Source organism: Rhizobium sp. RHZ01 (assembly GCF_014851595.1).
GTDB classification, from domain to species: Bacteria; Pseudomonadota; Alphaproteobacteria; order Rhizobiales; family Rhizobiaceae; genus Rhizobium; species Rhizobium altiplani.
This window is the reverse complement of record NZ_JACUZZ010000007.1, coordinates 171,720-195,012: the sequence shown is the minus strand read 5'-3', so window position 1 is coordinate 195,012 and position 23,293 is coordinate 171,720. Positions and strand designations below refer to the sequence as shown.

26 protein-coding genes are annotated in these 23,293 nt (G+C 59.6%); 19 read left to right on the top strand and 7 right to left on the bottom strand.

Features of this window, described 5'->3' with window-relative positions:
* The first annotated feature begins 495 nt into the window (after positions 1-495).
* Both IB248_RS10630 and IB248_RS10625 read left to right on the top strand, forming a co-directional pair.
* Positions 496-1,242, top strand: coding sequence for a helix-turn-helix transcriptional regulator (locus IB248_RS10630; protein ID WP_192240794.1), 747 nt, complete (start codon positions 496-498; stop codon positions 1,240-1,242).
* A gap of 12 nt (positions 1,243-1,254) precedes the next feature.
* Positions 1,255-2,001 carry a helix-turn-helix transcriptional regulator gene (locus IB248_RS10625; RefSeq protein ID WP_192240793.1) on the top strand — a complete coding sequence of 249 codons (747 nt, stop codon included), beginning with the start codon at positions 1,255-1,257 and terminating at the stop codon, positions 1,999-2,001.
* Positions 2,002-2,019: 18 nt separating this feature from the next.
* Here the strand turns inward: IB248_RS10625 and IB248_RS10620 are convergent, their stop codons facing one another.
* The 6 genes from IB248_RS10620 to motA all read right to left on the bottom strand — a co-directional run bounded on the left by IB248_RS10620 (position 2,020) and on the right by motA (position 7,205).
* The gene (locus IB248_RS10620) at positions 2,020-2,460 is read right to left on the bottom strand and encodes a hypothetical protein (RefSeq protein WP_018117036.1); all 441 of its coding nucleotides are present in this window, start codon (positions 2,458-2,460) and stop codon (positions 2,020-2,022) included.
* 4 nt (positions 2,461-2,464) lie between these two features.
* Entirely contained in the window at positions 2,465-3,544 is a 1,080-nt protein-coding gene (gene flhB / locus IB248_RS10615) for a flagellar biosynthesis protein FlhB (protein ID WP_192240792.1), read from the bottom strand.
* A gap of 129 nt (positions 3,545-3,673) precedes the next feature.
* Entirely contained in the window at positions 3,674-4,714 is a 1,041-nt protein-coding gene (fliG, locus tag IB248_RS10610) for a flagellar motor switch protein FliG (protein WP_018859697.1), read from the bottom strand.
* Positions 4,715-4,743: 29 nt separating this feature from the next.
* Positions 4,744-5,325, bottom strand: coding sequence for a flagellar motor switch protein FliN (fliN, locus tag IB248_RS10605; protein WP_192240791.1), 582 nt, complete (start codon positions 5,323-5,325; stop codon positions 4,744-4,746).
* A 62-nt stretch (positions 5,326-5,387) separates the two neighbouring features.
* Positions 5,388-6,326: a FliM/FliN family flagellar motor switch protein gene (locus tag IB248_RS10600; protein ID WP_025660311.1), complete on the bottom strand. Its 939-nt coding sequence runs from the start codon at positions 6,324-6,326 to the stop codon at positions 5,388-5,390.
* A gap of 6 nt (positions 6,327-6,332) precedes the next feature.
* Positions 6,333-7,205: a flagellar motor stator protein MotA gene (gene motA / locus IB248_RS10595; RefSeq protein WP_192240790.1), complete on the bottom strand. Its 873-nt coding sequence runs from the start codon at positions 7,203-7,205 to the stop codon at positions 6,333-6,335.
* Between the two features lie 250 nt (positions 7,206-7,455).
* Between motA and flgF the strand changes: the two genes are divergently transcribed.
* The 13 genes from flgF (at position 7,456) to fliP (ending at position 16,403) form a co-directional block, all read left to right on the top strand.
* On the top strand, positions 7,456-8,190 hold the full coding sequence (flgF, locus tag IB248_RS10590; protein WP_192240789.1) for a flagellar basal-body rod protein FlgF: 735 nt from the start codon (positions 7,456-7,458) through the stop codon (positions 8,188-8,190).
* A 14-nt stretch (positions 8,191-8,204) separates the two neighbouring features.
* Positions 8,205-9,596 carry a flagellar protein export ATPase FliI gene (gene fliI / locus IB248_RS10585; RefSeq protein WP_192240788.1) on the top strand — a complete coding sequence of 464 codons (1,392 nt, stop codon included), beginning with the start codon at positions 8,205-8,207 and terminating at the stop codon, positions 9,594-9,596.
* An 11-nt stretch (positions 9,597-9,607) separates the two neighbouring features.
* The gene (locus IB248_RS10580) at positions 9,608-10,159 is read left to right on the top strand and encodes a flagellar protein (RefSeq protein ID WP_192240787.1); all 552 of its coding nucleotides are present in this window, start codon (positions 9,608-9,610) and stop codon (positions 10,157-10,159) included.
* Between the two features lie 172 nt (positions 10,160-10,331).
* Positions 10,332-10,724, top strand: a complete 393-nt coding sequence (gene flgB, locus IB248_RS10575; protein WP_192240786.1) for a flagellar basal body rod protein FlgB — start codon at positions 10,332-10,334, stop codon at positions 10,722-10,724.
* Positions 10,725-10,728: 4 nt separating this feature from the next.
* Positions 10,729-11,145, top strand: a complete 417-nt coding sequence (gene flgC, locus IB248_RS10570; RefSeq protein WP_018116161.1) for a flagellar basal body rod protein FlgC — start codon at positions 10,729-10,731, stop codon at positions 11,143-11,145.
* 2 nt (positions 11,146-11,147) lie between these two features.
* On the top strand, positions 11,148-11,474 hold the full coding sequence (locus IB248_RS10565; protein ID WP_112649604.1) for a flagellar hook-basal body complex protein FliE: 327 nt from the start codon (positions 11,148-11,150) through the stop codon (positions 11,472-11,474).
* Between the two features lie 19 nt (positions 11,475-11,493).
* The gene (gene flgG / locus IB248_RS10560) at positions 11,494-12,282 is read left to right on the top strand and encodes a flagellar basal-body rod protein FlgG (RefSeq protein WP_018859688.1); all 789 of its coding nucleotides are present in this window, start codon (positions 11,494-11,496) and stop codon (positions 12,280-12,282) included.
* Between the two features lie 17 nt (positions 12,283-12,299).
* Complete coding sequence (flgA, locus tag IB248_RS10555) at positions 12,300-12,785, top strand: flagellar basal body P-ring formation chaperone FlgA (RefSeq protein ID WP_192240785.1); 486 nt, start codon at positions 12,300-12,302, stop codon at positions 12,783-12,785.
* On the top strand, positions 12,782-13,903 hold the full coding sequence (locus IB248_RS10550; RefSeq protein ID WP_018859686.1) for a flagellar basal body P-ring protein FlgI: 1,122 nt from the start codon (positions 12,782-12,784) through the stop codon (positions 13,901-13,903). Before flgA ends, IB248_RS10550 begins: the two co-directional genes overlap by 4 nt.
* Entirely contained in the window at positions 13,900-14,433 is a 534-nt protein-coding gene (locus IB248_RS10545) for a MotE family protein (protein WP_112649602.1), read from the top strand. The genes IB248_RS10550 and IB248_RS10545 overlap by 4 nt, the downstream gene beginning before the upstream one ends.
* Positions 14,430-15,146: a flagellar basal body L-ring protein FlgH gene (flgH, locus tag IB248_RS10540; protein WP_025660305.1), complete on the top strand. Its 717-nt coding sequence runs from the start codon at positions 14,430-14,432 to the stop codon at positions 15,144-15,146. The genes IB248_RS10545 and flgH overlap by 4 nt, the downstream gene beginning before the upstream one ends.
* Before the next feature lie 10 nt (positions 15,147-15,156).
* Complete coding sequence (locus IB248_RS10535) at positions 15,157-15,669, top strand: flagellar basal body-associated FliL family protein (protein WP_192240784.1); 513 nt, start codon at positions 15,157-15,159, stop codon at positions 15,667-15,669.
* The gene (gene fliP, locus IB248_RS10530) at positions 15,666-16,403 is read left to right on the top strand and encodes a flagellar type III secretion system pore protein FliP (protein ID WP_018859682.1); all 738 of its coding nucleotides are present in this window, start codon (positions 15,666-15,668) and stop codon (positions 16,401-16,403) included. Before IB248_RS10535 ends, fliP begins: the two co-directional genes overlap by 4 nt.
* Before the next feature lie 83 nt (positions 16,404-16,486).
* On the opposite strand, the gene IB248_RS10525 is transcribed toward fliP, so the two are convergent.
* A complete protein-coding gene (locus tag IB248_RS10525) occupies positions 16,487-18,412 on the bottom strand; it encodes a glycosyltransferase family 41 protein (RefSeq protein ID WP_112649598.1) in 1,926 nt (641 codons plus the stop codon).
* A 350-nt stretch (positions 18,413-18,762) separates the two neighbouring features.
* Between IB248_RS10525 and IB248_RS10520 the strand changes: the two genes are divergently transcribed.
* The 4 genes from IB248_RS10520 (at position 18,763) to IB248_RS10505 (ending at position 23,202) form a co-directional block, all read left to right on the top strand.
* Positions 18,763-19,650 (top strand): flagellin, encoded by an 888-nt coding sequence (locus IB248_RS10520; protein ID WP_192240783.1) that lies wholly within the window; start codon positions 18,763-18,765, stop codon positions 19,648-19,650.
* Positions 19,651-19,930: 280 nt separating this feature from the next.
* Entirely contained in the window at positions 19,931-20,821 is an 891-nt protein-coding gene (locus tag IB248_RS10515; protein ID WP_192240782.1) for a flagellin, read from the top strand.
* A gap of 241 nt (positions 20,822-21,062) precedes the next feature.
* Positions 21,063-21,971, top strand: a complete 909-nt coding sequence (locus IB248_RS10510) for a flagellin (protein WP_018856795.1) — start codon at positions 21,063-21,065, stop codon at positions 21,969-21,971.
* Positions 21,972-22,236: 265 nt separating this feature from the next.
* On the top strand, positions 22,237-23,202 hold the full coding sequence (locus tag IB248_RS10505; protein ID WP_192240781.1) for a flagellin: 966 nt from the start codon (positions 22,237-22,239) through the stop codon (positions 23,200-23,202).
* The last annotated feature ends 91 nt before the right edge of the window (positions 23,203-23,293 follow it).

Here is a 23,293-nt window from a genome sequence, read left to right as displayed (position 1 = left end):
ATCCTTCGGCACCAGACTGTCGAGCGTCACCATCTCAAGAGCCGTCTGGGTGGGGGCAGGTTTCTTCAACATGTCCCAATGAATCACAAACCCCCAGACGGTGCCAGGGGTTTGTCAGCAATCTGAGGCCGGGCAACCGGCCTTTTTCTTTTGCCCGTCTACTGCACCGCGATCGGCACAGTTTTGCCATCGCTCGGGCGCGCACGCGAAGATTTCTGAGGATAGGCTTGACACAGGGCTGAAATAGCTGCGCGTTTTACGCGAATCGTATTGTCAGGATTCCCCGAATCACTTTAATTTTAGAATTCATTAACAAGCGGAATTTCCGTGCGAATCAACGCACAAAGTGCGGGCGATGTAAATCCCGAGAACTCGGAGATGGCGAAGTTTACCACCTAGTGTAGTGTTGGATGGTTCGCGGAGGGGGCGCAATTTGCTCAAGGGCCGCGGATCGGGTTTCTGTCGTAGTGGTTCGCGGCCGCGGGGTTTTTGCCAATGGATATGCAGATATTGCAGGCTCTGAAGAGCGACACGCAGAAGGCAAACTTCGTTGGCATCGCAGCGACAAACCTGTCTTCGCGTGACGAACTGATCGCGCAGCTCTGCGAGATTTCGAGCACGGGGCGGTTGCAACCCGGCCTGCGCGCCCTGACCGACTATGTCGGCGCCTCGCACTACCTCCTGGCGCGGGCGGATCTGGTTCAGGAAGGGGGGCTCGATTTCGTGGTCTCGTCTGACTGGCCGTTCGATCTTGTCACCAATCTGGCGCATACCTTCGTTGGCGGCTTTGCCCGTGCGACGGAGATCGAAAAGTGTATGCAGCTGTTCCAGCCGCATTTCGCGCTCCTGCCGGATTCCGCGGATGCGCCAGACGGCGCCAGCCGCCAGTACTGTTCGTTGATGTTCAACATCGGACGCTCGCGCCTGGTGCTGATGTTCCTGTTCGATGACGGTTTCATTCTGTCGCAGGAGCGCTTGCGCGACGTGGGGCTCTTGTCCGCCTATTTCACGAGTTTCCTGCAGTGCGGCGCCGCCAAGGCCGACCGGGACTTCGAGCTGACCGATCGCGAACTGGAATGCCTTTTCTGGATCGCCGAGGGCAAAACGAGCGATGAGATTGCGATGATCCTCGGCATCTCTCGCAACACCATCAACAACTACATCACCAGTGTCATGCGAAAGACGGCGACGAAGACTCGTTCCGAGGCCATCGCATTCGCGGTCAGGAACAATCTCGTCTAAGGGGACGGCGTTATGGGGCAGTCGTCCGGTCGATCGATAGGAAATTCGGAAACAATGCGCGGCGCGCGGGTCAGCAAGGTCGCTAGTCGGTCCGACCTGTTTCCGCGTCTCATCGGCATGCAGAAGCTCGCCGACGCCCAGAATTTCGCTGTCTATCGAATCAGCGGTGCCGGCGTCCCGGGAAAGCAGCGTTTGGTCTGCGAACTGGAAAACTGGGGATCGGTGAACAGCGGCTTCAGTGGCGCATTCATCGACGCTCATGGCGAGGCGCTACTTGATCATATCGAGAAGTCGCTTCTTCCAGTCGTATGGGCTGGCGGGCTTGATCGCGCCGCTCCGGGGCCGGCAAGCATTGCACCTTTCATGACGCGCCTGAAGGGCGGCCTGGCTCCCTTTTCCGGCATGGCGTTTCCGGTGCGCCTCGGCGCCGTTGGCAACGGCTTCGTTGTCTTTACGGGCGATGATCTCGAGCCGGCCAGCGATATGATCGTCGAACTGCACGTGAGATCGTGCCAGATCATGATCGACCTGCTTTCGCTCGACGAGCGCCGCGTGGCGGCTGCCGAAGCTCTCAGCGAACGCGAAATTGCCTGCCTGCAGCTTGCTGGAGACGGGCGCATCAGCGAAGAGATTGCAGAGAAGCTTGGTCTCTCGGTGCATACCGTCAACGCCTATCTCGGTTCGGCAACGATCAAGCTGGATTCGGTCAATCGAATCCAGGCGATCGCAAAGGCCATCCGTCTTGGATATATCAGCTGACGAGAAGCCGTGTGGGCTTTAGCCCGCCAAAGCCTGCAATGGTTCGACGTTATAGCGTGCGTCGCGCAGGCTTTGCTCGAGGAAAACAGTGTTTTCGTCGGGATCCGCCGAAGGGTTCTGGAACGCGATGTGGTTGATCTCGATGCCGGCGTGCGCCTCTGCAAGCATCAGCTGCGCATAGATCGTGACGCCGCGCGGCTTGATCTCAAGGTCGATGACCACTTCGGGCTTGCCGCCCCACTCTAGCGTGTAGCTGCCGCCATGGCCGAAATTGACCGTGCCGGGGTGGAAGAAGAGCTCGGCCGCTGACGATACGAGATCGGAAAGATTGCCGTAATACTCGAAGCGCAGAAGAGAGATGAGATCCGAGGCGTCCAGAAGCCGCAATTCCGTGGCAACGGGGCTGATGGCTTCAGCCAGGATTTTTTCACGCTGGGCAGAGTAGGGGCATTTTTTCATTCGGCTATCTTACCCGTTTGTTCTTGGCTTGCGCCGCGTAAACCCGATGGATGAGTTCCGCGACTGCCTTATAGAATACAGACGGTATGACACTATCGACCGAGACTTGCGCAAACATGGAGCGCGCGAGCGGCGGGTCTTCGAAAACGGGGATCCCATTCTTTTCCGCGATCTCCCTGATTTTCAATGCAATTAGGTCTTGCCCCTTGGCGACGACGACAGGCGCGTCGTTTTCCTCACGCACATAGCGCAGGGCGACGGCAAAGTGAGTCGGGTTGGCGATTACGAGCGTCGCGCGATCGACATTGGCAATCATGCGCCGGCGGGCACGGTCGCGCATGAGCGAGCGCTGGCGGCTCTTGACGAAGGGGTCACCCTGCGACTGCTTGTTCTCTTCCTTGACCTCGTGCCGCGTCATCTTCAGTTCGGTGAACCAGTGGTAGCGCGTCCAGAAGACGTCGGCGATGGCGACGACGGCTGTGGCGATCAGGACGACGACGGTGATCTTTTGCATCGACGTCATCATCCGCGTAAAGATCGTTTGCGGATCGGAGAACATCGCATCGATCGCGCTGAAGTATTCGCTCTTCAGCGCAAAGAACATGACGACGCCGACGATCACGATCTTCGTCAGCGATTTGCCGAACTCGATGAGGCCAGGCAGGCTGAACAGCCGCGACCATCCCTTGGCGATCGAAATGCGCGAAAACTGCGGCCGTATGCGCTCGAGCACCGGCGTTGGCAGGTTCTGCGAGATGGACGCGGCAACGCCAAACGCCATGAACAGGATGAAGGCGGGCGCGAGGAAGGCCGCCGAAACCCAGGCGAGGTGAACGAACAGGGAGAGCGCGTCCGGCCCGGTTTCGAGTTTCCATTGGTCGGGCTGCTCGAAAATGTCCTTCAGCGCCTCGCCGACCTTGCTGAGCCCACTCGGCAGGAAGAAGATGATATAGACGAAGGTGGCAAGCACGGTGGCAAACAGTGGCACCTCGCGCGAGAACGGCACGTTGCCTTTCTCAGCGGCGTCGCTTTTCTTCTTCGCTGTCGGGTCTTCTGTTTTGCTGTCCTTGTCGTCGTCGGCCAAGGCCGAAGCCCTCCATCAAAAAGAAACGGCCGCGCCAGGGCGCGGCCTTTCCTAGAAGGTATCTCCCTTTCGCCGCGGCGATCAACCGCAGCGGCCGGGAAGAGGTGCTTCGTACACAACAACAGCGGCTTAGGCCGCGGCCGAGCCTTCGCCTTCGGTCTCCTTGAGCTGGATTTGCCCGGAGTTTGCCAGGCGAATCGCTTCCTGGGCGATGGCGCGCCGGGCGATGGCGATTTCGCGCGGATTGATGCCAACGGTGCCGCTCTGCAGATCCGATTCGATCATGCGGCGCTGGCGCGGGCTGATCGATGCGAGGACGGCCTCGCGCATGTCGGCAGACGAGCCGCGCAACGCCATGGTCAGGATGTCGGACGAGATATCGTTCATGAGCATGACGCGGCTGCGCTGCGGCATGAGCATGAGGTCGTCGAAGAGGAAGATCTTCGGACGGACCTTGTTGACCGATTCGCGGCTGATCGATTCGAGCGAGGTGAGCAGGGTATCGACCTGCGGCTTGTCCATCTCGTTCATCAGTTCCGCAACCTTCGTCGAGCCGATCGAATTCTTCTCGGCGTCGATCTCTGCCAGCAGGCTTAGCACCTGCTTTTCGATGATCTGCGCGGCCTTGGGGCTGACGGCCTTGAGGTTGACGGTACGGTTCATGATGTCCGCGCGGCGGCCGTCCGGAATCTGCATCAGAACCTTGGCGCCGAATGAGGAGGGCATCATGGAGAGAATATAGGCGACAGTCTGCGGATGTTCGCGCAGGAGGAACTTGCCGATGAAGGCCGGGTCGCCTTCGCCGAGGCGATCCCAGATCGACGTCTCGTATGCCTGGAAGGTGGTGCGACGGCCAAGCAGGCTGTCGACTTCGTCGGGCGTGAGACCCTCTTCAAGGATGCTCTCGATCGCCTTGGCATTATCCATGAGGCCTGCACCCTCGGTGAACAGGTCCTCGAATTCGGCGACAAGTCCGAGCAATTCATCCGGCGGGATCGCACGCAGCGTTTGCGCCGAGCCGATGATCGTCTGCAGCTCGGCCTGCGTGAAATATTTCAACAGCCTGCCGGCGACCCCTTTCCCCATGGCGAGGAGAACGGCCGCCGCCTTTTCAGCCTGGGTCAACGGTTTCTCGGCTAGCGCGCCGCCGAAATCGTCAAAGTCCATCATGGTCTAACCTCTCCGTCCCTGCACCGGGATCAGGCTTTCTTTGTACTCAGAACTTCTATCAGTTTGACGCCGAAACGCGTGTCGTCGTTTTCCAGAACGGTGATCTCGCCGCGAGCGATCTTGCGGCCGTTCACCATGATTTCGACCGGCTCACCGATCTTCTTGTCGAGCGCGATGGTTGCGCCCTCGTTAAGGTTCATCAGGCCGGCGACCTGCATGCGGCTGCTGCCGAGCATGATCTGAACGTCGATCGGGATATCCATGATCAGGTCGAGGTTCGACTGCATGGCGCTGCCGAGCGGGGCAGGTTCGGAAGCGATCGCACCAAACGAGCTGTCGCCGAAGTTGGCAGAGCCACCAAAATCGGATGTTGCGCCGAAATCGTGGCCACCAAATGCGGGCTCTGCCGCATCTCCGAAACCGCCGCCAAAGGTTGACAGGTCGGTGCTGCCGCTAAAGGCGTCGGCCTCTCCAGCAAAATCCGGCAGGCCGCCGTCCGCGTCGGTCTTCAGGACGCCGCGCAGGTCATCGATGGCCTGATCAAGCTCGGCCTCGTTGCCCGGGAGCTCCATTGAAAGGTCGCTGTTCTTGGGTGTTTTCTTCGTCGCCATGAAATCACTATTCCAGTTGAAACTTGCCTCAAGCTGCCGTGGCAGCCCGGTTGGAAAATGGGCTAATTCATCAAGTGGCGGATGAGCTCGTCATCCGAATTAATCGTATCCTTCACCCGGACGGTATAATGTTCGCCCGAACGTCCAAACTCGCAGATGTACAATTCCTTGCTGTTGGCGCTGACTTCGACGCGGACGTCGCCGCGGTCGTGGAAGGGGATGACATCGCCAGCCGCAAGTTTCGAAATGGTCCGCAGCGTCAGGTCCTGCAGACGGATCTTTGCGTCGAGCGTCACCGGCGAGCGGCGCACCTGCTCGCTGAGCTGATCGCTCCATTCGGTCGATTTAGCCGACTGGCCCTTGGCCTTCGGAGCCGTCACCGTCGTCTTCAGCAGGGCAGCCTGGGGAACGATCAGCGAGAAATCCGAGGTGATGCCGGAGAGCGTGATCGACATGTTGATCGCGGCCGCGAACTCGTCGGGCTTGTCTTCGGCCGGCTTGATCCGTGTTTCGAACGCATGCGGAAACTCAAGCACTGGCTCGAAGCCGCCAGGCGCGTTCACTGCCGAACGAAGGACATTGGCGAACTTGTCGAAGACCATGACCGCAAGCTCGAGCTCGATCACGGAGAGCAGGCGATCCGCCGGCTGCTCGACGGCGTCTGCCGCCGCACCCAGCAAGTGTTCCATCAGGGTGATGATGAAGCTGTTGCCGCAGGCAAGCGTAATGTTTGGTGACCAGTTGCGGAGCGTCGCATCGACGAGCGTCGTATTGTCGCCGAGGTTGGCGACCAGCTCGTTCTTGTGCCCGCTGTCGCAACCGAGATAGGCCACTTCGACGTCGAGGTTCGTCTCGCTCTTGATGATGTCGGGCAGAAAGACGGCGTAGACTTCGCCGAATCCGCTGCAGATCTTCTCGACGGTGGCCTTGTCGCCCAGCCTGCCGGTCAGTTTGGCAAGAAGGGCTTCGCCCATGAGGGGTTTCTTGAGGGGAGCGTTCATGACCGTTTACGCCGCCTTGTTCTCGCCGCCGGGATTCATCATTTCCTGCTCGACCGCGTCGATCGAAGGACGCTCGTAGGCCGAAATTGTCTTGCGGCCGTATTCGAGCGCGACCTGCGGCACCGAGCCGTTCATGTAGGCAAGCAGGGTCTGCTTGACGATGACGTAGAGGCGATGCTGCTTGGTGCGGACGATCTTGATCTGGGAAATGATCGGCGAACACACGCAATAGGACAGGATGATGCCGAGGAAGGTGCCGACGAGCGCCGAGCCGATCAGGTGGCCGAGGACCTCAGGCGAATCGTTGATGTGCGCCATGGCCTTGATGACACCGAGAACGGCGGCGACGATACCGATCGCGGGGAAGGCGTCGCCCATGATCTGGATGGCGTGATAGGGCTTCATCTTGTCGTGAAGGATCGTGTTGATCTCTTCGTCCATCAGTGCTTCGATCTCATGCGAGCGGGCATTGCCGATGATGATCAGGCGGACGTAGTCGCAGATGAACGCCGTCAGTTCCTTGTTCTTGAGGATCGTCGGCGCGGACTGGAAGATCGAGGATTCGGCCGGATTGTCGATATGGGCTTCGATCTCGTTGCGAGACTTCGTGCGAAGATCGCGCATCAGGGAGTAGAGGACACCAAGCGTATCGAGATAATTCCGCTCCTTCGGCACCGTGTGCTTGAAGGCTTCGATGAGCGCCTTGCCGGAATCCTTCACCACCTTCATCGGGTTGCCCATGACGAAGCTGCCCAGGCCGGCGCCGCCGATGATGACTAGCTCGAACGGCTGCCAGAGCGCGTCCACGTGGCCACCCATCGCCATGAAGCTGCCGACGATACAGCCGCAGGTAATCACAAATCCGATAATGATATTCATCGTCAGTCCAAACCTGATCGTTATTTTCAACTCAACGGATAGGGCTGCTGGCTTGCGTGAGGCTGATGATAGTCCCTGCAAATCAAGCTTTTGCATGCCAGCTTCGCGCAAGCATTTGCTGTCAGCTTGTCGGTGACGAATGGGCATCCGTGCCCGTTTCTGAGGTGCCGCCTCAGCGAAATTCGTGGTCGAACCGACTGCAAACACCCGGATTTCGTACCGTTCATCGCCAATGCAGGAGCCTATCGGGATGCAATCCGGTCTTTATGTTTCTTTGTCGTCGCAGATCGCACTCGAACGTCGCCTCACCACCATCGCCGACAACATGGCGAACGTGAACACGACGGGCTTCCGCGGGACGGAGGTGAAATTCGACGAGATGCTCGGCGAGACCGGCAACAAGATCAATGCGAAGATCGCCTATGTGTCCCAGGGCAACGACTATCTCTCCGGCGATACTGGCGAGTTCGAGCACACCGGAAACATGCTCGACTTCGCGATCAAGGGGGATGCCTGGTTCTCGGTCGACACGCCGGCCGGCAAAGTTCTGACCAAGGATGGCCGCTTCACGATGAAGGAAAACGGCGAGCTCGTTTCCGTTCGAGGTTACCCTGTTCTCGACGCCGGCGGTGCGCCGGTGACGCTCAACACGGCTGCTGGCGAACCGAAGGTCGGCTCTGACGGATTGATCTACCAGGACGGCAAGCAGGTCGGTGCGCTGGGTCTCTTCGAGGCCGATATCAGCAAGGGCTATCTGCGCTACGAGAATAGCGGCATCATGACGACCGAGCAGCCACGCGCCGTCACCGATCGTTTCAATGTCGGTGTCCGGCAGGGCTATCTCGAAAATTCCAACGTCAACGCGATGCGCGAGATTACGCAGCTGATCGAAGTCAATCGCGCCTTCGAGAGTATGACGTCGCTCTCGAAGGACAGCGAGACTTCGTTCAGCGAGGCGATCAAGACGCTCGGCGGCAGCCGCTGAACGGGGCCTGAAGCATGAGCAATACGCCGCTCACCGAATCCGACCTTTCGCCGAAGCTCACGCATCTCGCGGGGCTCGTGTCGCGCTATTCGAGCCCCGAATTCCTGGTCGCCCCCGGCGGTCACGTCCAGACGATCGCGGCCGGCCACTACACCGTGACCGGCCTGTCGCGCCATGTGCGGCTCGGAGAATTCGTCGCCCACAAGTCGCCGACCGGCATCCACCTCGGCGAAGTGGTTCGCGTCGAGCCTGAACTGACCTATGTCTGCCCGATCGAGCCGGGCGAGCCGATCGGCATCCATGATACGGTCATCCGCAAGGGTGCATTCCGCATCTCTCCGGCGGACAGCTGGTGCGGGCGCACCATCAACGCGCTGTGCGAGCCGATCGATGGCCTCGGTCCCATTGTCGAGGGGCTCTGCCGCCGCTCCATTTCGAACACGGCGCCGCCGTCCATGACGCGGAAGCGCGTGGAGACAGGCTTCAAGACGGGCGTTCGCGCTATCGACATTTTCTCGCCGCTCTGCCTCGGCCAGCGCCTCGGCATTTTCGCAGGCTCGGGCGTCGGTAAGTCGACGCTGCTGTCCATGCTGGCCCGTGCGGATGCTTTCGACAAGGTCGTCATCGCGCTTGTGGGTGAACGTGGCCGCGAAGTGCGCGAATTCATCGAGGACACGCTTGGCGACAACATGAAGAAGGCGATCGCCGTCGTCGCGACGAGTGACGAGAGCCCGATGCTGCGCAAGATGGCGCCGCTGACAGCGGTCACCATCGCCGAGCATTTCCGCGATCAGGGCGACAACGTACTCTTGATCGTCGACAGCGTTACCCGATTTGCCCACGCGATCCGCGAGGTCGCGACTGCGTCGGGTGAACCGCCGATCGCCCGTGGCTATCCCGCCTCGGTCTTCACCGAGCTGCCGCGCCTGCTGGAGCGTGCCGGACCCGGACCGGAGGGGACCGGAACGATCACCGCGATCATTTCCATCCTCGTCGATGGTGACAACCACAACGACCCGATCGCCGACTCGACGCGCGGCATTCTGGACGGCCACATCGTCCTGCAGCGTAGTCTGGCGGAGGAAGGGCGTTACCCACCGATCGATCCGCTGGCCTCGATCTCGCGTTTGGCGCGCAAGGCCTGGACCCCGGATCAGGAGAAGCTGGTGTCTCGCCTGAAGACGCTCATCCACCGCTTCGAGGAAACACGCGACCTGCGCCTGATCGGCGGCTATCGCCCGGGCGCCGATCCTGATCTCGATATGGCGGTCAAGCAGGTACCGATTATTTACGATGTTTTGAAACAGTCGCCCGGCGATAGCGATTCGAGGGATGCCTTTGCCGATCTGGCCGGCGCCCTGAAAGCCGCGGCCGGCATCGGCGGCCAGCCGAGTATCCGCAGGTAGAGAGGCGCGACGTGACAGATTTCGATGACGATGAGAAGATCGCCCCGCTGAAGCCTCTGCGGCGCAAAACCGTCTTTCTCGACCGCGCCCTGACAATTACCGGCCTTACCCTGGCGGCGGCGTCCGCCTTCTTTCCGTGGTACGTCTTCTTTAACGAGGACAAGTTCGGCATCAATGTCCCGCAGGGCGACCGGACACGCGACCTTCCCGACTGGCCGGCACGAAACGTCTTCAGCGTTTCGCCCCTCGCGATGGCCAACAAGAACCGATACGACAAGAAGCCCGAGATCCCCGTCGATCCGCTGACGACCGCGACGGTCTCCAACATTGGCAAGGAAGACGATAAGGGTCCGCCGGCCGAGGATCAGCCGTTCCCCGGAAAATCCGGCTTTCGCCTCCTTCACGTGGCAAACGGCCGTGCCTTGATCGAAGATACCTCAGGCATGTACGTCGTTCGGGTGGGATCCATTCTGCCGGACGAAAGCCGGTTGGCGACGCTGGAGGAACGTGATGGCAAATGGGTCATCATCACCTCCAAGGGCGATGTCTATCAGCATAATTGAGCGTGCACCGCTCTCAAGCGCATCAGTCGAAGGCTCCACCGGATACGGTCGGAGCCTTCGGCGCACTATGGGAGTGCGCGCCAGGCAGCCACGGAATGTCGGACCGCATTCTCCGTAAGTCTGACGCAAGATTACCGTCCTAGGTTCGCCCCAGTAAAAACGGAGAGTTCCCATGCAACCGATTCAACTTTTCGACTTGGCGTCGCGGCAGGCCGAATGGCTGACGATCCGTCAGGAGGTTGTGGCCGGCAACATCGCGAACGCGAATACGCCGAAATATCGCGCCAAAGACATCACGCCTTTCCAGGCCACCCTCGACCGGTCGGACATTATTATGGCGCGCACGAATGCTGCGCACCTGACCGGCAACGATCTCGGCACGAAAAGCGACATCGACGTCAAGGACGCGGCCCTTGACCAGGAGATCGGCGTGCAGGAGTCCGGCAACACGGTCGGTCTAGCCGAGGAACTCACGAAGTCCGGTGAAATCAAGCGTCAGTACGATCTGAACACGTCGCTCGTAAGCTCGTTCAATCGACTGATGCTGATGACAGTGAAGAGCTAAGATCATGGATCCTTTGTCAGCAGCACTCAAAATCGCGGGATCCGGGCTTGAAGCGCAATCGACGCGCCTTCGCATCGTGTCCGAAAACATCGCCAACGCACGCTCGACCGGCGACACGCCCGGTGCCGATCCCTACCGTCGCAAGACCATCACCTTCGGCGAAGCGGTCGATCGCGCCAATGGCGTCACGACTGTCAACGTCAAGAAGTTCGGCGTCGACGAATCGAAGTTCATCACTGAATTCGACCCCTCCAATCCGGCTGCGGACGAGAAGGGCATCGTCAAGCTCCCGAACGTCAACATGCTGGTCGAGATGGCCGACATGCGCGAAGCAAACCGTTCGTATGACGCCAACCTGCAGACCATCAAGCAATCCCGCGACCTGATTTCGTCGACAATCGACCTTCTGAAGAGCCAATAATCATGATCAACAACGTCAATAGCGTCAGCTCCCTGTCGATGACCCGCGGCCTTGCCGCCATCGAGAAGGACAGCTCCACAGCTTCATCGGCGGCAGAAAGTGCTGCAAACGACGGCGGCTTTGGCGCGGTTCTCACCAATGTTGCGACGGGCGCCGTCAATACCCTCAAGAATGCAGAAAGCATGTCCTTTGCCGGCATCAAGGGCACCGCGACGACGCGTGAAGTCGTCGATGCCGTCATGCAGGCACAGCAGACCCTTCAGACTGCGATCGCCATTCGCGACAAGGTCGTTTCGGCCTTTCTCGACGTTACCCGCATGCAGATGTAATTGATTTGAGGACGAAGCCATGAGAGCGCTTGCCATTGCTGCGACGGGTATGGATGCCCAGCAGACCAATCTTGAAGTCATCGCCAACAACATCGCGAACATCAACACGACCGGCTTCAAGCGCGCTCGCGCTGAATTCACGGACCTGTTGTATCAGACCGAGCGCGCCAAGGGCGTTTCGAACCGCGCGAACCAGGCGATCGTACCTGAAGGTGCGAACATCGGTCTCGGTGTCCAGACGGCCGCCGTCCGCAACCTGCACATCCAGGGCGAGCTTTCGCAGACCGGCAACGACCTCGACGTAGCGCTTATTGGTCGCGGCTTCTTCCAGATCCAGGCGCCCGATGGCACGACGCTCTACACGCGCGCTGGCGCGTTCAATAAAAACGAGACTGGCCAGATCGTCACCACCGACGGTTACCTGGTAGCGCCTAATATCACGATCCCGCAGGGTTCGACGCAAGTGACCATCAGCCGCTCGGGCGAAGTTTCGGCGAAGCTGCCGGGCGACACCGATCCGACCGTGCTCGGCCAGCTGCAGATCGCCGACTTCGTCAACGAGGCCGGCCTTCAGCCTCTCGGCGACAACCTCTTTCAGCAGACACCTGCGTCGGGCGATCCCGTGGTCGGCACGCCCGACGAAGAAGGCTTCGGCTACATGAAGCAGGGCTACCTCGAATCGTCGAACGTCGACCCGGTGAAGGAAATCACCGAACTGATATCGGCGCAGCGCGCCTATGAAATGAACTCCAAGGTCATCACCACCGCCGACGAAATGGCCTCCATCGTCAGCAAGAACCTGAAGTAATCGGGAAGGGCCGAAACATGATGTTTTGCCGGGTCAAAGATATCCTCGGATGGGCGGCAGCCGCCGCCGTTGCGATCACCGCATTTGCCATGCCGCAGGCAGCAGCCGCTGCCGGCATGGGATATGCCGTCGTTCCGACGACGACCATCTACCCCGGCGAAACCGTTTCCGGCGCCCAGCTCCAGGAAGTGGAAGTGACCAACCCCAACCTCAAGGGCGACTATGCAAAGTCGATCCGCCAGGTCGAAGGGATGATTTCGAAGCGCACGCTCCTGCCGGGGCGCACGATCTCCGTCTCGGCGCTGCGAGAGCCCTATACTGTGACGCGCGGCTCCTCGACCCGTCTTATCTTCACGCTCGGCGCGATGACGATCTCGGCGGCCGGCTCGCCGCTCGAGGATGGTATGACGGGGCAGCTCATCCGCGTTCGCAACATGGATTCCGGCGTGATTGTCAGCGGCACCGTGCTCGCAGACGGCACCATACACGTGGCCGCAAAATGAAGATGTTTTTTCGCCTGTTCGTAGCCCTCGCGTTTCTGTCTCCGAATGTCCTGGCCGTCACGCCCGCTGCGGCGATGAACTCGCGCATCAAGGACATTGCCTCCCTGCAGGCCGGACGCGACAACCAGCTGATCGGCTACGGTCTGGTCGTCGGTCTTCAGGGCACCGGCGACGGATTCCGCGCTTCCCCGTTTACCGAGCAGTCGATGCGCGCCATGCTGCAGAACCTCGGCATCTCCACGCAGGGCACCCAGTCCAACGCGAAGAACACCGCAGCTGTCATGGTGACAGCAAATCTGCCACCCTATGCCAGTCCCGGCAGCCGCATCGACGTGAACGTCAGTTCGCTTGGCGACGCGACTTCGCTGCGCGGCGGCACACTGATCATGACGTCGCTGTCGGGCGCCGACGGCCAGATTTACGCTGTCGCGCAGGGCTCGGTCGTGGTCTCGGGTTTCACCGCCCAGGGCCAGGCCGCGACGGTAACCGAGGGTGTGACGACCGCTGGACGGGTGCCGGGCGGCGCCATCATCGAACGTGAACTGCCCTCGCGCTTCAAGGATTCCGTCAATCTCGTCCTGCAACTGCGCAACCCGGACTTCTCGACGGCGATCCGCATTGCCGATGTCGTCAATGGCTATGCTTCCACTCGCTTCGGCGGCCCGGTAGCAGAAGCCAAGGACGCGCAGGAGGTCATCGTCCAGAAGCCGAGAACGGCGGATCTGACGCGCCTGATGGCCGATCTGGAGAATCTTATCGTCGAGACCGACACGCCGGCCAAGGTCGTGGTGAACGAGCGAACGGGAACGATCGTCATCGGCGCGGATGTGCGCGTGTCGCCGGTTGCCGTCAGCTATGGTACTCTCACTGTCCAGGTAACCGAGACACCGCAGATCATTCAGCCAGAGCCGTTCTCGCGCGGTGTGACCGCCGTGCAGCCGCAGACCGACATCGCTGCGCAGAAGACGGGCGGCAAGGTGGCTCTGCTGGATGGGCCTGATCTCAGGACGCTCGTGGCGGGTCTCAACAATATCGGCGTCAAGCCGGATGGCATCATTGCCATCCTCCAGGGCATCAAATCAGCCGGCGCGCTGCAAGCGGAGCTCGTCCTGCAATGATGAAGAATATGGCCTTGTCAGACTTGCTTCAGCGGCTTGCACTGCCTGCGATGGCCGTCGTGGCGTTGTCCATTCCCGGCGCCTTCGCACAGGAACAGCCGTCGCCGAGGGGTGAAATGACATCGCAGGAGGAGATCAAGCAGTTCTGCACGAACATTGCCGATCCCGCGCGCGACCAGCGCTATCTGCTGCAGAAGCAGGAACTCGAGAAGCTTCGCGCCGACGTCGATTCCCGCATTGCGGAAATGAACAAGCGCAAAGAGGAATATCAGGACTGGCTGAAGCGCCGTGATGATTTCCTCAAGCAGGCCGAAGCGGGCCTCACCGATATCTATAAGAAAATGAAGCCGGACGCAGCCGCATCACAGCTGCAAGAGGTGAAGATCGAAGTGGCGGCCGCCGTCATCATGCGGCTGAACGCGACCCAGTCGAGCTTGATCCTCAATGAGATGGATCCGCAGAAGGCCGCGGTCATCGCCAATATCATCGCCAGCGCGTCCGATCCCAATACGTCGAAGGACCCCTCATGAACATGCGTTTCCCGGTCGCGATCGCCGCCGTAGCCCTTCTTGCAGGCTGCGCATCGCCGCAGGCTGTCAATGAGATCGGTCGCGCCCCAGCCATGAGCCCGATCGGCAGCGGCCTTGCTTATGGCCAGACGCCGCAGATGGCGCTTTATCCGAAGCAGCCGCGCCAGGTCGCGCAGGGCTATTCTCTCTGGAGCGACTCGCAGGCCGCCCTCTTCAAGGATGCGCGCGCGCTGAATGTCGGCGACATCCTGACCGTCGATATCCAGATCAACGACAAGGCGAAGTTCGAGAACGACACCAGCCGCAGCCGGACCAACTCGAGCGGCCTGAACTGGGATGTGAACGCCAACGTCATGGGTTGGAATCCTCAGTCGAAGACCGATGTGACCTACGGTTCGGATACCAGTACCGACGGCAAGGGGAAGATCGACCGGTCCGAAACGCTGAAGCTCATGGTCGCCGCCGTCGTCACCGGTATCCTCGAGAACGGCAACCTCGTGATCAGCGGTTCTCAGGAGGTTCGCGTCAATCAGGAGATCCGCATTCTCAACGTTGCCGGTATCGTGCGCCCGCAGGACGTGAACTCCGACAACCAGATTTCCTACGAGAAGATTGCTGAAGCGCGCATCTCCTACGGCGGTCGCGGCCGCCTGATGGAAGTACAGCAGCCGCCGCGCGGCCAGCAGGCCGTCGATCTCTTCTCGCCGCTCTGAGGCACACATCATGGCAGAGACAGAAACCGCTGGGGGCCAGCCGAAAAAGGCCACAATAATGACGATCGTCGGGCTTGCGGTCCTGACGCTGCTCGGCGCCGGCGGCGGCTGGGTGGTCGGTGACATGGTTGCGCCCAGCATCAAAGGCGCCGAGCAGGCGGAACAGGCCAAGGCGGCCAGGGACGAGGCCGCGCAGAAAAAGGAAGGCGAGGCGGGCCTGCCTCGCATTTCGACGGAAGCCAACAACATCGTTCAACTCGAGCCCATCACCACGAACCTTGCCTATCCCTCGGAAAGCCTAGTTCGCCTGGAAGTCGCGCTGCTCTTTAACGGCCCGCCGGACGTCAAGGTCGCCGAGGATGTCCATCAGGACATCCTCGCCTATGTCCGTACGGTTTCGCTGCAGCAGATCGAGGGACCGCGAGGCTTCGAATATCTTAAGGATGACATCCAGGAGCGTGTTGACCTTCGCGCGCAAGGGCGCGTATCGAAGGTCATGTTCAGGACCTTCGTCGTCGAATGATTCGATTCATATTGTTATTCGCTGCCATGATGGCGGCACCGGAGCTGGCCCATGCGCAGCAGCTCCCATCAAACCTTTTGAACTTGCCGGTCGACGGTTCGGTTGCGGCATGGATCATCAGAACATTCGGCCTGTTGACCGTTCTTTCGGTCGCTCCGGGCATCCTGATCATGGTGACGAGCTTCCCGCGCTTCATCATTGCATTCTCGATCCTGCGATCGGGAATGGGCCTGTCTTCCACGCCCTCCAACATGATCCTCCTGTCGCTCGCGTTGTTCATGACTTTCTACGTCATGCAGCCCACGTTCGATCAGGCATGGCAGACCGGCGTCCAGCCGCTCCTGTCGAACCAGCTCGACGAGCAGCAGGCGGTGGCGCGTATCGCCGAGCCCTTCCGGGGATTCATGGCGAACAACACCCGCGACAAGGATCTGGCGCTTTTCGTGGATCTGGCGCGCGAGCGTGGCCAAACTGTCGAGACCGGCGAGAAGATCGACTACCGCGTCCTCATTCCGGCTTTCATGATTTCGGAAATCCGCCGCGGCTTCGAGATAGGCTTTCTCGTCGTCCTTCCTTTCCTGGTCATCGATCTGATCGTCGCCACCATCACCATGGCAATGGGCATGATGATGCTGCCGCCGACCTCGATCTCGCTGCCATTCAAGATTCTCTTCTTCGTGCTCATCGACGGCTGGAACCTGTTGGTCGGAAGTCTGGTCCGCTCGTTCCACTGACGAGGTTTCGCGGCTTCACACTCCACACAACAAAAGGCCCGCTGGCGTTCACCGGCGGGCTTTTTGTTGTGTGTGGCTTCCATCTAGTCGAAGCTGAAGAATGGCTCCGTGCGCGGCGGCAGGGCCGGAACGTCGATGTGGTCAGGGTCCAGTCCCATCTTGGCGCGCTCCACCATGACCTCGTAGGACTTCTCGAGGTGGAGCGTGAAGCGTTCCGCATCGAACAGCGGCATGATGCAGGCGTTCTGGCGAATGCGCTGCTTGTAGTCGGCAATGCGCTCCGGGCTGCTCGCGAGCTCGACGGCCATGTCCTCGTAGGCCTTGATGTCGGCGGCGACGAGTTCCGGCAAGCCGATTGCGTTGAGCAGACTCTCGGTGACGCGGGAAGCGAAATTGGTGCCCTTGACCGTCAGGACTGGCAGGCCACCCCAGAGCTGTTCGGAAGTGGTTGTGTGGCCGTTGACCGGGAAGGTGTCGATACCGAGGTCCGCCATCTGCTGGCGATCGATGTGCTCTTCGTAGGATACGCGGGGGCAGAAGATCACTCGCTTCGAATCGATCCCCCTCCTGTTCATATAGTTCCGCAAGTTGGCCTCGGTACGCGGTGACGAAAGCATAAGCCAAAGTACGCTGTTCGGCGTGCGCTTGAGAATGTTGCACCAGACGTCGAGTATGTCCGCGTTGATCTTGCGGTTTGCGTTGAACGAGGCAAAGACGAATGCATCCTCCGGCAAACCGACCTCAGCACGTGTTGTTGGCCTCGGCTTCGGACGGTTGGCGGGATCATTGGGCTGATAGCTGTCCGGCATGCGCACCAACTTCTCGTAATAGTGCGCTTCACTGCCCTCGGGCAGCACGAAGCGATCGCCGATCGAGTAGTCAAGATCGATGTCCGTTACCGTGCCCGGGAAGCCAAGCCATGTCGCCTGTATTGGCGCCCCGCCATAGTTTAGTATTCTGGACCGTCCGCCGAGTGTGTGCCCCTTGAGATCAATCAGGATGTCGATCTGCCGCTCACGAATGGCTTGTGCGGCTTCTTCATCGGTCATGTCCCGGACGATGCATACTTCGCCCCACTGTGAGCGATCGACAGTGCTGGCCTCATGTTCCAGGTGTTTCTCCGCGGTATGGCAGAAGAGCGTCACCTCGAACTTGTCTCGGTCATGCAGCTCGAGGACGCGGCGCAGCAACTTCATGGTCGCATGCCCAACCCAAAAGTCCGAGGAGAGATAACCGATCCGAATTTTGTCTCCCCATGAATGGGGAACGGCTTTGCGCCGCGCGGCTGCCTCCTTCAGGGGAAGCGAAGGAGTGTGGGAGGCGCGCGCATTGAGCGCCTCGTTGCCACACCAATGGAGGTTGTAGAAAGGGTTGTCGCGTTCCAGGAAGCCCAGGTCGCCCTTTTCGAGCATTCGCTGCACGGACTGAAACTCCCTTGCGACCAAATCGAAATCGCACACCTCGCGCGCGAAAACGAGCAGGAGCAGCCGGAGCGATATGATCTCCGGAAACTTCTTGAAGAGATTGCGGATAAGCGTCTCGTTGGTCGCATCCAGAATGTCGTCGCCGACCATTCGCACGGCGAGGCGCGCATGGTCCGGGTTGCTGCTCTTGGAAATGACGTCGCGGTAGGGACTAACGAGATCTTTTCGGCCCTGCTTCAGATGAATGTTAACAAGCACGCTGGCAAGGTCGACGTCGGACCTAGCGAGAGACATGAGACGAAGTGCGTAAAGCAGGGCCTGCTCCTCGTCGCCGCAAGCAAAATACAGAAGCGCGGCTTCGCGCGTGTAAAGCGACTCCTTGTTGCTGTCGAGTTCGCCCGCCAACGCATAGGCACTTGCCGCCTCCGATTTGAAGCCGAGTTTCAGCAGGTTCTTGGCAAGCAGGACGTACGTTTTTACATCCTTCTGCGTGTTGATGATTTGGTTCAGCGCTTCAAGCGACTTGAGATACTGTCCCTTTTGGTAGTCTTTCGAAGCCGCTGCAAACGAAATATTGGTATTCAAGAGCCCACCCCATTCGGAACTTTGTCGACGAGCGCCAAGGCCACGCGCGCGCAGGCCATATTGCGCCTAGTTTTGCTCTATCTAGACACACCAAGCTTGCTTGAAGCCGACGTGTTCCGCTGGGTCTGGCGCCTATGGGTGTTTGGACACCGTTAACCACATCGTGGACCTGACGCCGTTTCATCAGCCGTTTTAATGAGTTGGCAATGAATGGCTGCAAAATTGTTCCCGACATGACGGGTTTGGTTGCTCAAGAGAAACGGCACCGAGTGGCATGAAGCTGGTCCGTCATCGCCGGTATAGAAGTCCGGTATGTCCTCCTTTTGTATTTTGTTTTTGGGGACAGACTTATGACAAGCATTAACACCAACAACTCCGCCATGGCGGCACTCCAGACGCTGCGCAACGTCAACAAGGGCTTGAATAACACGCAGAACGCCGTTTCGTCTGGCCTGCGCGTCGGCAAGGCTGCCGACAACGCTGCCTACTGGTCGATCGCCACGACGATGAAGTCGGACAACAAGGCCCTTTCGGCTGTTTCCGACGCCCTCGGCATGGGCGCCGCCAAGCTCGACACCGCATATACGGCTGTCGACAGCGCCATCGACGTCGTCGGCGAGATCAAGGCAAAGCTCGTTGCAGCCAGCGAAGCTGGTGTCGACAAGACCAAGCTTCAGGACGAAATCACCCAGTTGCAGGCACAGCTCTACAGCGTTGCCCAATCCGCTTCGTTCAACGGCGAAAACTGGGTCAACAACGCCGGCGGTACCGTCAGCGTCGTTTCCTCCTTCGTCCGCGGCACCGGCGGCACGGTCTCGATCAAGACCACCGACTATGTGCTCGGCACGGCCAACACCCTGTTCAACGGCACGACCACCGGCGGCATTCTTGGTGGGACCGGCGCAAGCTCCGGCCAGTCGGTCTACGGCTTCACGATCGGTACTAGCACGACCCAAGGCGACATCGACAACCTGCTGACGGACGTCGAAACCACGCTGAAGAACATGACCACCCTCGGTTCGCAGCTCGGTTCGCTCCAGACTCGCGTCGACATCCAGTCGGACTTCGTGTCTTCGCTCAGCGACTCGATCGACTCCGGTATCGGCCGCCTGGTCGACGCCGACATGGAAGAAGAGTCCTCCAAGCTCAGCGCCCTGCAGACCCAGCAGCAGCTGGCGATCCAGTCGCTGTCGATCGCGAACTCCTCTTCGCAGAACATCCTCTCGCTGTTCCGCTAATAGCCCGTACGGCAGATTGAAGAAAGCTTGCGGCCGGGTCATTCCCGGCCGTAAGTGTTTTAATTTCCAGTTAACGAACGATCCGTAACTAGCGGATATTTTTAATAAATTTCCCCATACGGGTTCAGGATTTCTTAACCATGATGCCGTCATATGGGCCTATCGAAACGGCGAGTTGATTGCGCAGTACGAAGCGATCAACAGGCATGACGCTGACCGCCGTTCCCGGTAGAAAGTCCGGAATGTCCCTTCACATCAATTCTGCCAAAGGGGCAAATCAATGACCAGCATTCTGACCAACAACTCCGCAATGGCGGCACTCCAGACGCTGCGCAACGTCAACAGCAATCTGGCGGACACGCAGAACGCCGTTTCGTCTGGCCTGCGCGTCGGCAAGGCTGCCGACAACGCTGCCTACTGGTCGATCGCCACGACGATGAAGTCGGACAACAAGGCCCTTTCGGCTGTTTCCGACGCCCTCGGCATGGGCGCCGCCAAGCTCGACACCGCATATACGGCTGTCGACAGCGCCATCGATCTCGTCGGCGAGATCAAGGCAAAGCTCGTTGCAGCCAGCGAAGCTGGTGTCGACAAGACCAAACTTCAGGACGAAATCACCCAGCTGCAGGCACAGCTCTACAGCGTTGCCCAATCCGCTTCGTTCAACGGCGAAAACTGGGTCAACAACACCGGCGGTACCGTCAGCGTCGTTTCCTCCTTCGTCCGCGGCACCGGCGGCACGGTCTCGATCAAGACCACCGACTATGTGCTCGGCACGGCCAACACCCTGTTCAACGGCACGACCACCGGCGGCATTCTTGGTGGGACCGGCGCAAGCTCCGGCCAGTCGGTCTACGGCTTCACGATCGGCAACACCACGACCCAGGCCGCAATCGACAACCTGCTGACGGACGTCGAAACCACGCTGAAGAACATGACCACTCTCGGTTCGCAGCTCGGTTCGCTGCAGCAGCGCGTTGATATCCAGACCGAGTTCGTCTCCTCGCTCAGCGACTCGATCGACTCCGGTATCGGCCGCCTGGTTGACGCCGACATGGAAGAAGAGTCCTCCAAGCTCAGCGCCCTGCAGACCCAGCAGCAGCTGGCGATCCAGTCGCTGTCGATCGCGAACTCCTCTTCGCAGAACATCCTCTCGCTGTTCCGCAGCTAATAGCAGGAGCGCCCGCGGGCGCTTCAAACCGAAAGATCGCCGATCGAAGCCGCGCTCCCCCGAGCGCGGCTTTTTTATGTTTGTTAACTCGGCGTTAACCAAACTCATGTTTTCTGCCGTCAACGAAACGGTATGTTAACCAAGCTTAAGAAGCGGTTAGCGGGCATGAAGCTGATTGCCGTTCCCGGTGGCGGACCGGAGTGTCCTTTTCAATATTTGCCAGCCAAGGACCAATAATTTCATGACCAGCATTTTGACGAACGTCGCGGCAATGTCCGCCCTCCAGACCCTCCGCAGCATCAATGGCAGCCTGGAAGAAACGCAGAGCCGTGTTTCGTCAGGCTACCGCGTCGCGGAAGCCAAGGACAACGCTGCCTATTGGTCTATTGCGACGACGATGCGCTCGGACAACAAGGCGCTGTCGGCCGTCTCCGACGCGCTTGGCCTCGGCGCGGCGAAGGTCGATACCGCATATTCCGCCATGGATAGCGCCATCGATATCGTCAGCGAGATCAAGGCCAAGATCGTAGCCGCAACGGAAAAGGGCGTCGACAAGACCAAGGTTCAGGACGAAATCGCGCAGCTGCAGCAACAGTTGCTGAGTGTTGCGCAATCTGCTTCCTTCTCCGGTGAAAACTGGGTTGCAGGCAATACAACGAAAAGCGTGGTCTCCTCGTTCGTCCGCGACGCGAATGGACAGGTGTCCGTCCAGACGACAGAATATTTCCTCGATGACTCGACCAGCGGCAACGTTCTGTTTGGCATGACGACAACCGGAGCAATCGACACTGCGACTGGTATCATCGGAACCTCCTCGGGCAGCGTTGGCTCGATCTTCAGCATGGACATCACGAGCTTCAGCGACAGCGATATTAACCTGGCATTGACCACCGTGGAAAACGGCCTCAGCGCGCTGACGAAGGCGGGTTCGCAGCTCGGTTCGATCTCCACCCGGATCGATCTTCAGGAAAGCTTCGTTTCGAACCTCAGCGACTCGATCGACTCGGGCGTCGGACGCCTCGTTGACGCTGACATGGAAGAGGAATCGAGCAAGCTGACCGCGCTGCAGACACAGCAGCAACTGGCGATCCAGTCGCTGTCGATCGCCAACAACAGCGCACAGAACGTCCTCACGCTGTTCAAGGGCTAAGAACGCTGCCAGCCACGAAGTGAGACCGAAAGCCGCGTCGCGAGATGCGGCTTTATCTTTGTTTTTGAAGCGATAATCAAGGTTGCGCGAGGCTTGCGGCACCGACGCCGTAGCCCTTGCGCCGGTCCGGAGCCTTGGTTACCTTCGCTTAACAGTTGATTTGTTTTAGCGACAAACCGGCCTGGAGGATCCAGTCGGGGGCATGACGCCAGCTCAGTCGCTGCCGCTCGCCGGCCTGTCCCGTTTCCCTATTCAGAGCCAGAAAATGACATACAAAATTACCAGCTCGGCACAGGTGAACGCCCTCGCGGCGCTGCGCATCATCAACAAGGACGCCGCAACGGTTCAGCAGCAGGTTTCGTCGGGTTACCGCGTCGAAACGGCTGCGGACGACGCAACCTATTGGTCCTTTGCAAGCGTCATGCGCTCGGACAGCAATTCGCTGCAGAACATTCACGACGCGCTTGGCGTCGGCGCATCGAAGGTCGATACTGCCTATACCTCGATGGACAGCCTAATTGACCAGTTGGGCGAGATCCGCAAGACGCTGCTGACGGCGAAGGAAGCCGGCGTCGACAAGACGAAGCTTAATACCAGCCTCAGCGAGTTGAAGGGACAACTGCAGACGACGGTTCAGTCGACCAGCATCGCCGGCGAGAACTGGCTTCTTAACCGAGATGCCACGCTTCCGACCTCGCGATCCGTGATCGGCGGTTTCGTGCGCGGCGCGAGTGGTGAATACCAGATGCAAACCATCGATTTCCCGGCGGACCAGACCGTCATGATCGATATGACGGACGCCAATCGCGGACTGCTCACGAAAACGGTAGATGCGAACACCCTGAATTCCGACGGCACTGCGACGGCGCGCAACTATTATCTGCTTAGCGCCGGCTCGACGACGCCGGCGACTGGAACGGAAATAAAGCTCGATAGCAATACGACGTCCGCACAGGTGGACGATATGATCGCAGTGGTCGATTCCCTGTTGTCGACACTGACGGAGACCGCGGCTGGCCTCGGCACGATGAGCGCGCGTATCGGCGATCGCGTTGCCTACACCGCGGACATGTCTGACTTGATCGACAAAGGTGTCGGTGCACTCGTTGACACCGACATGGACGAAACGGCGACCCTTCAGAAGGCGTTGCTTGCGCAACAGCAGATGGGCATTCAGACGATCTCGATCCTGAACACAGCCGCCAGCAAAGTACTGCTCCTGCTGCAATAGTGAGGTGAGGCGCGGGTGAGCTTGTTGGGCCTCACCCTTCATCCTCGCGCAAGTTTGACTGGCTAGTTTCGATACAAAGGCGCAGTGCGGA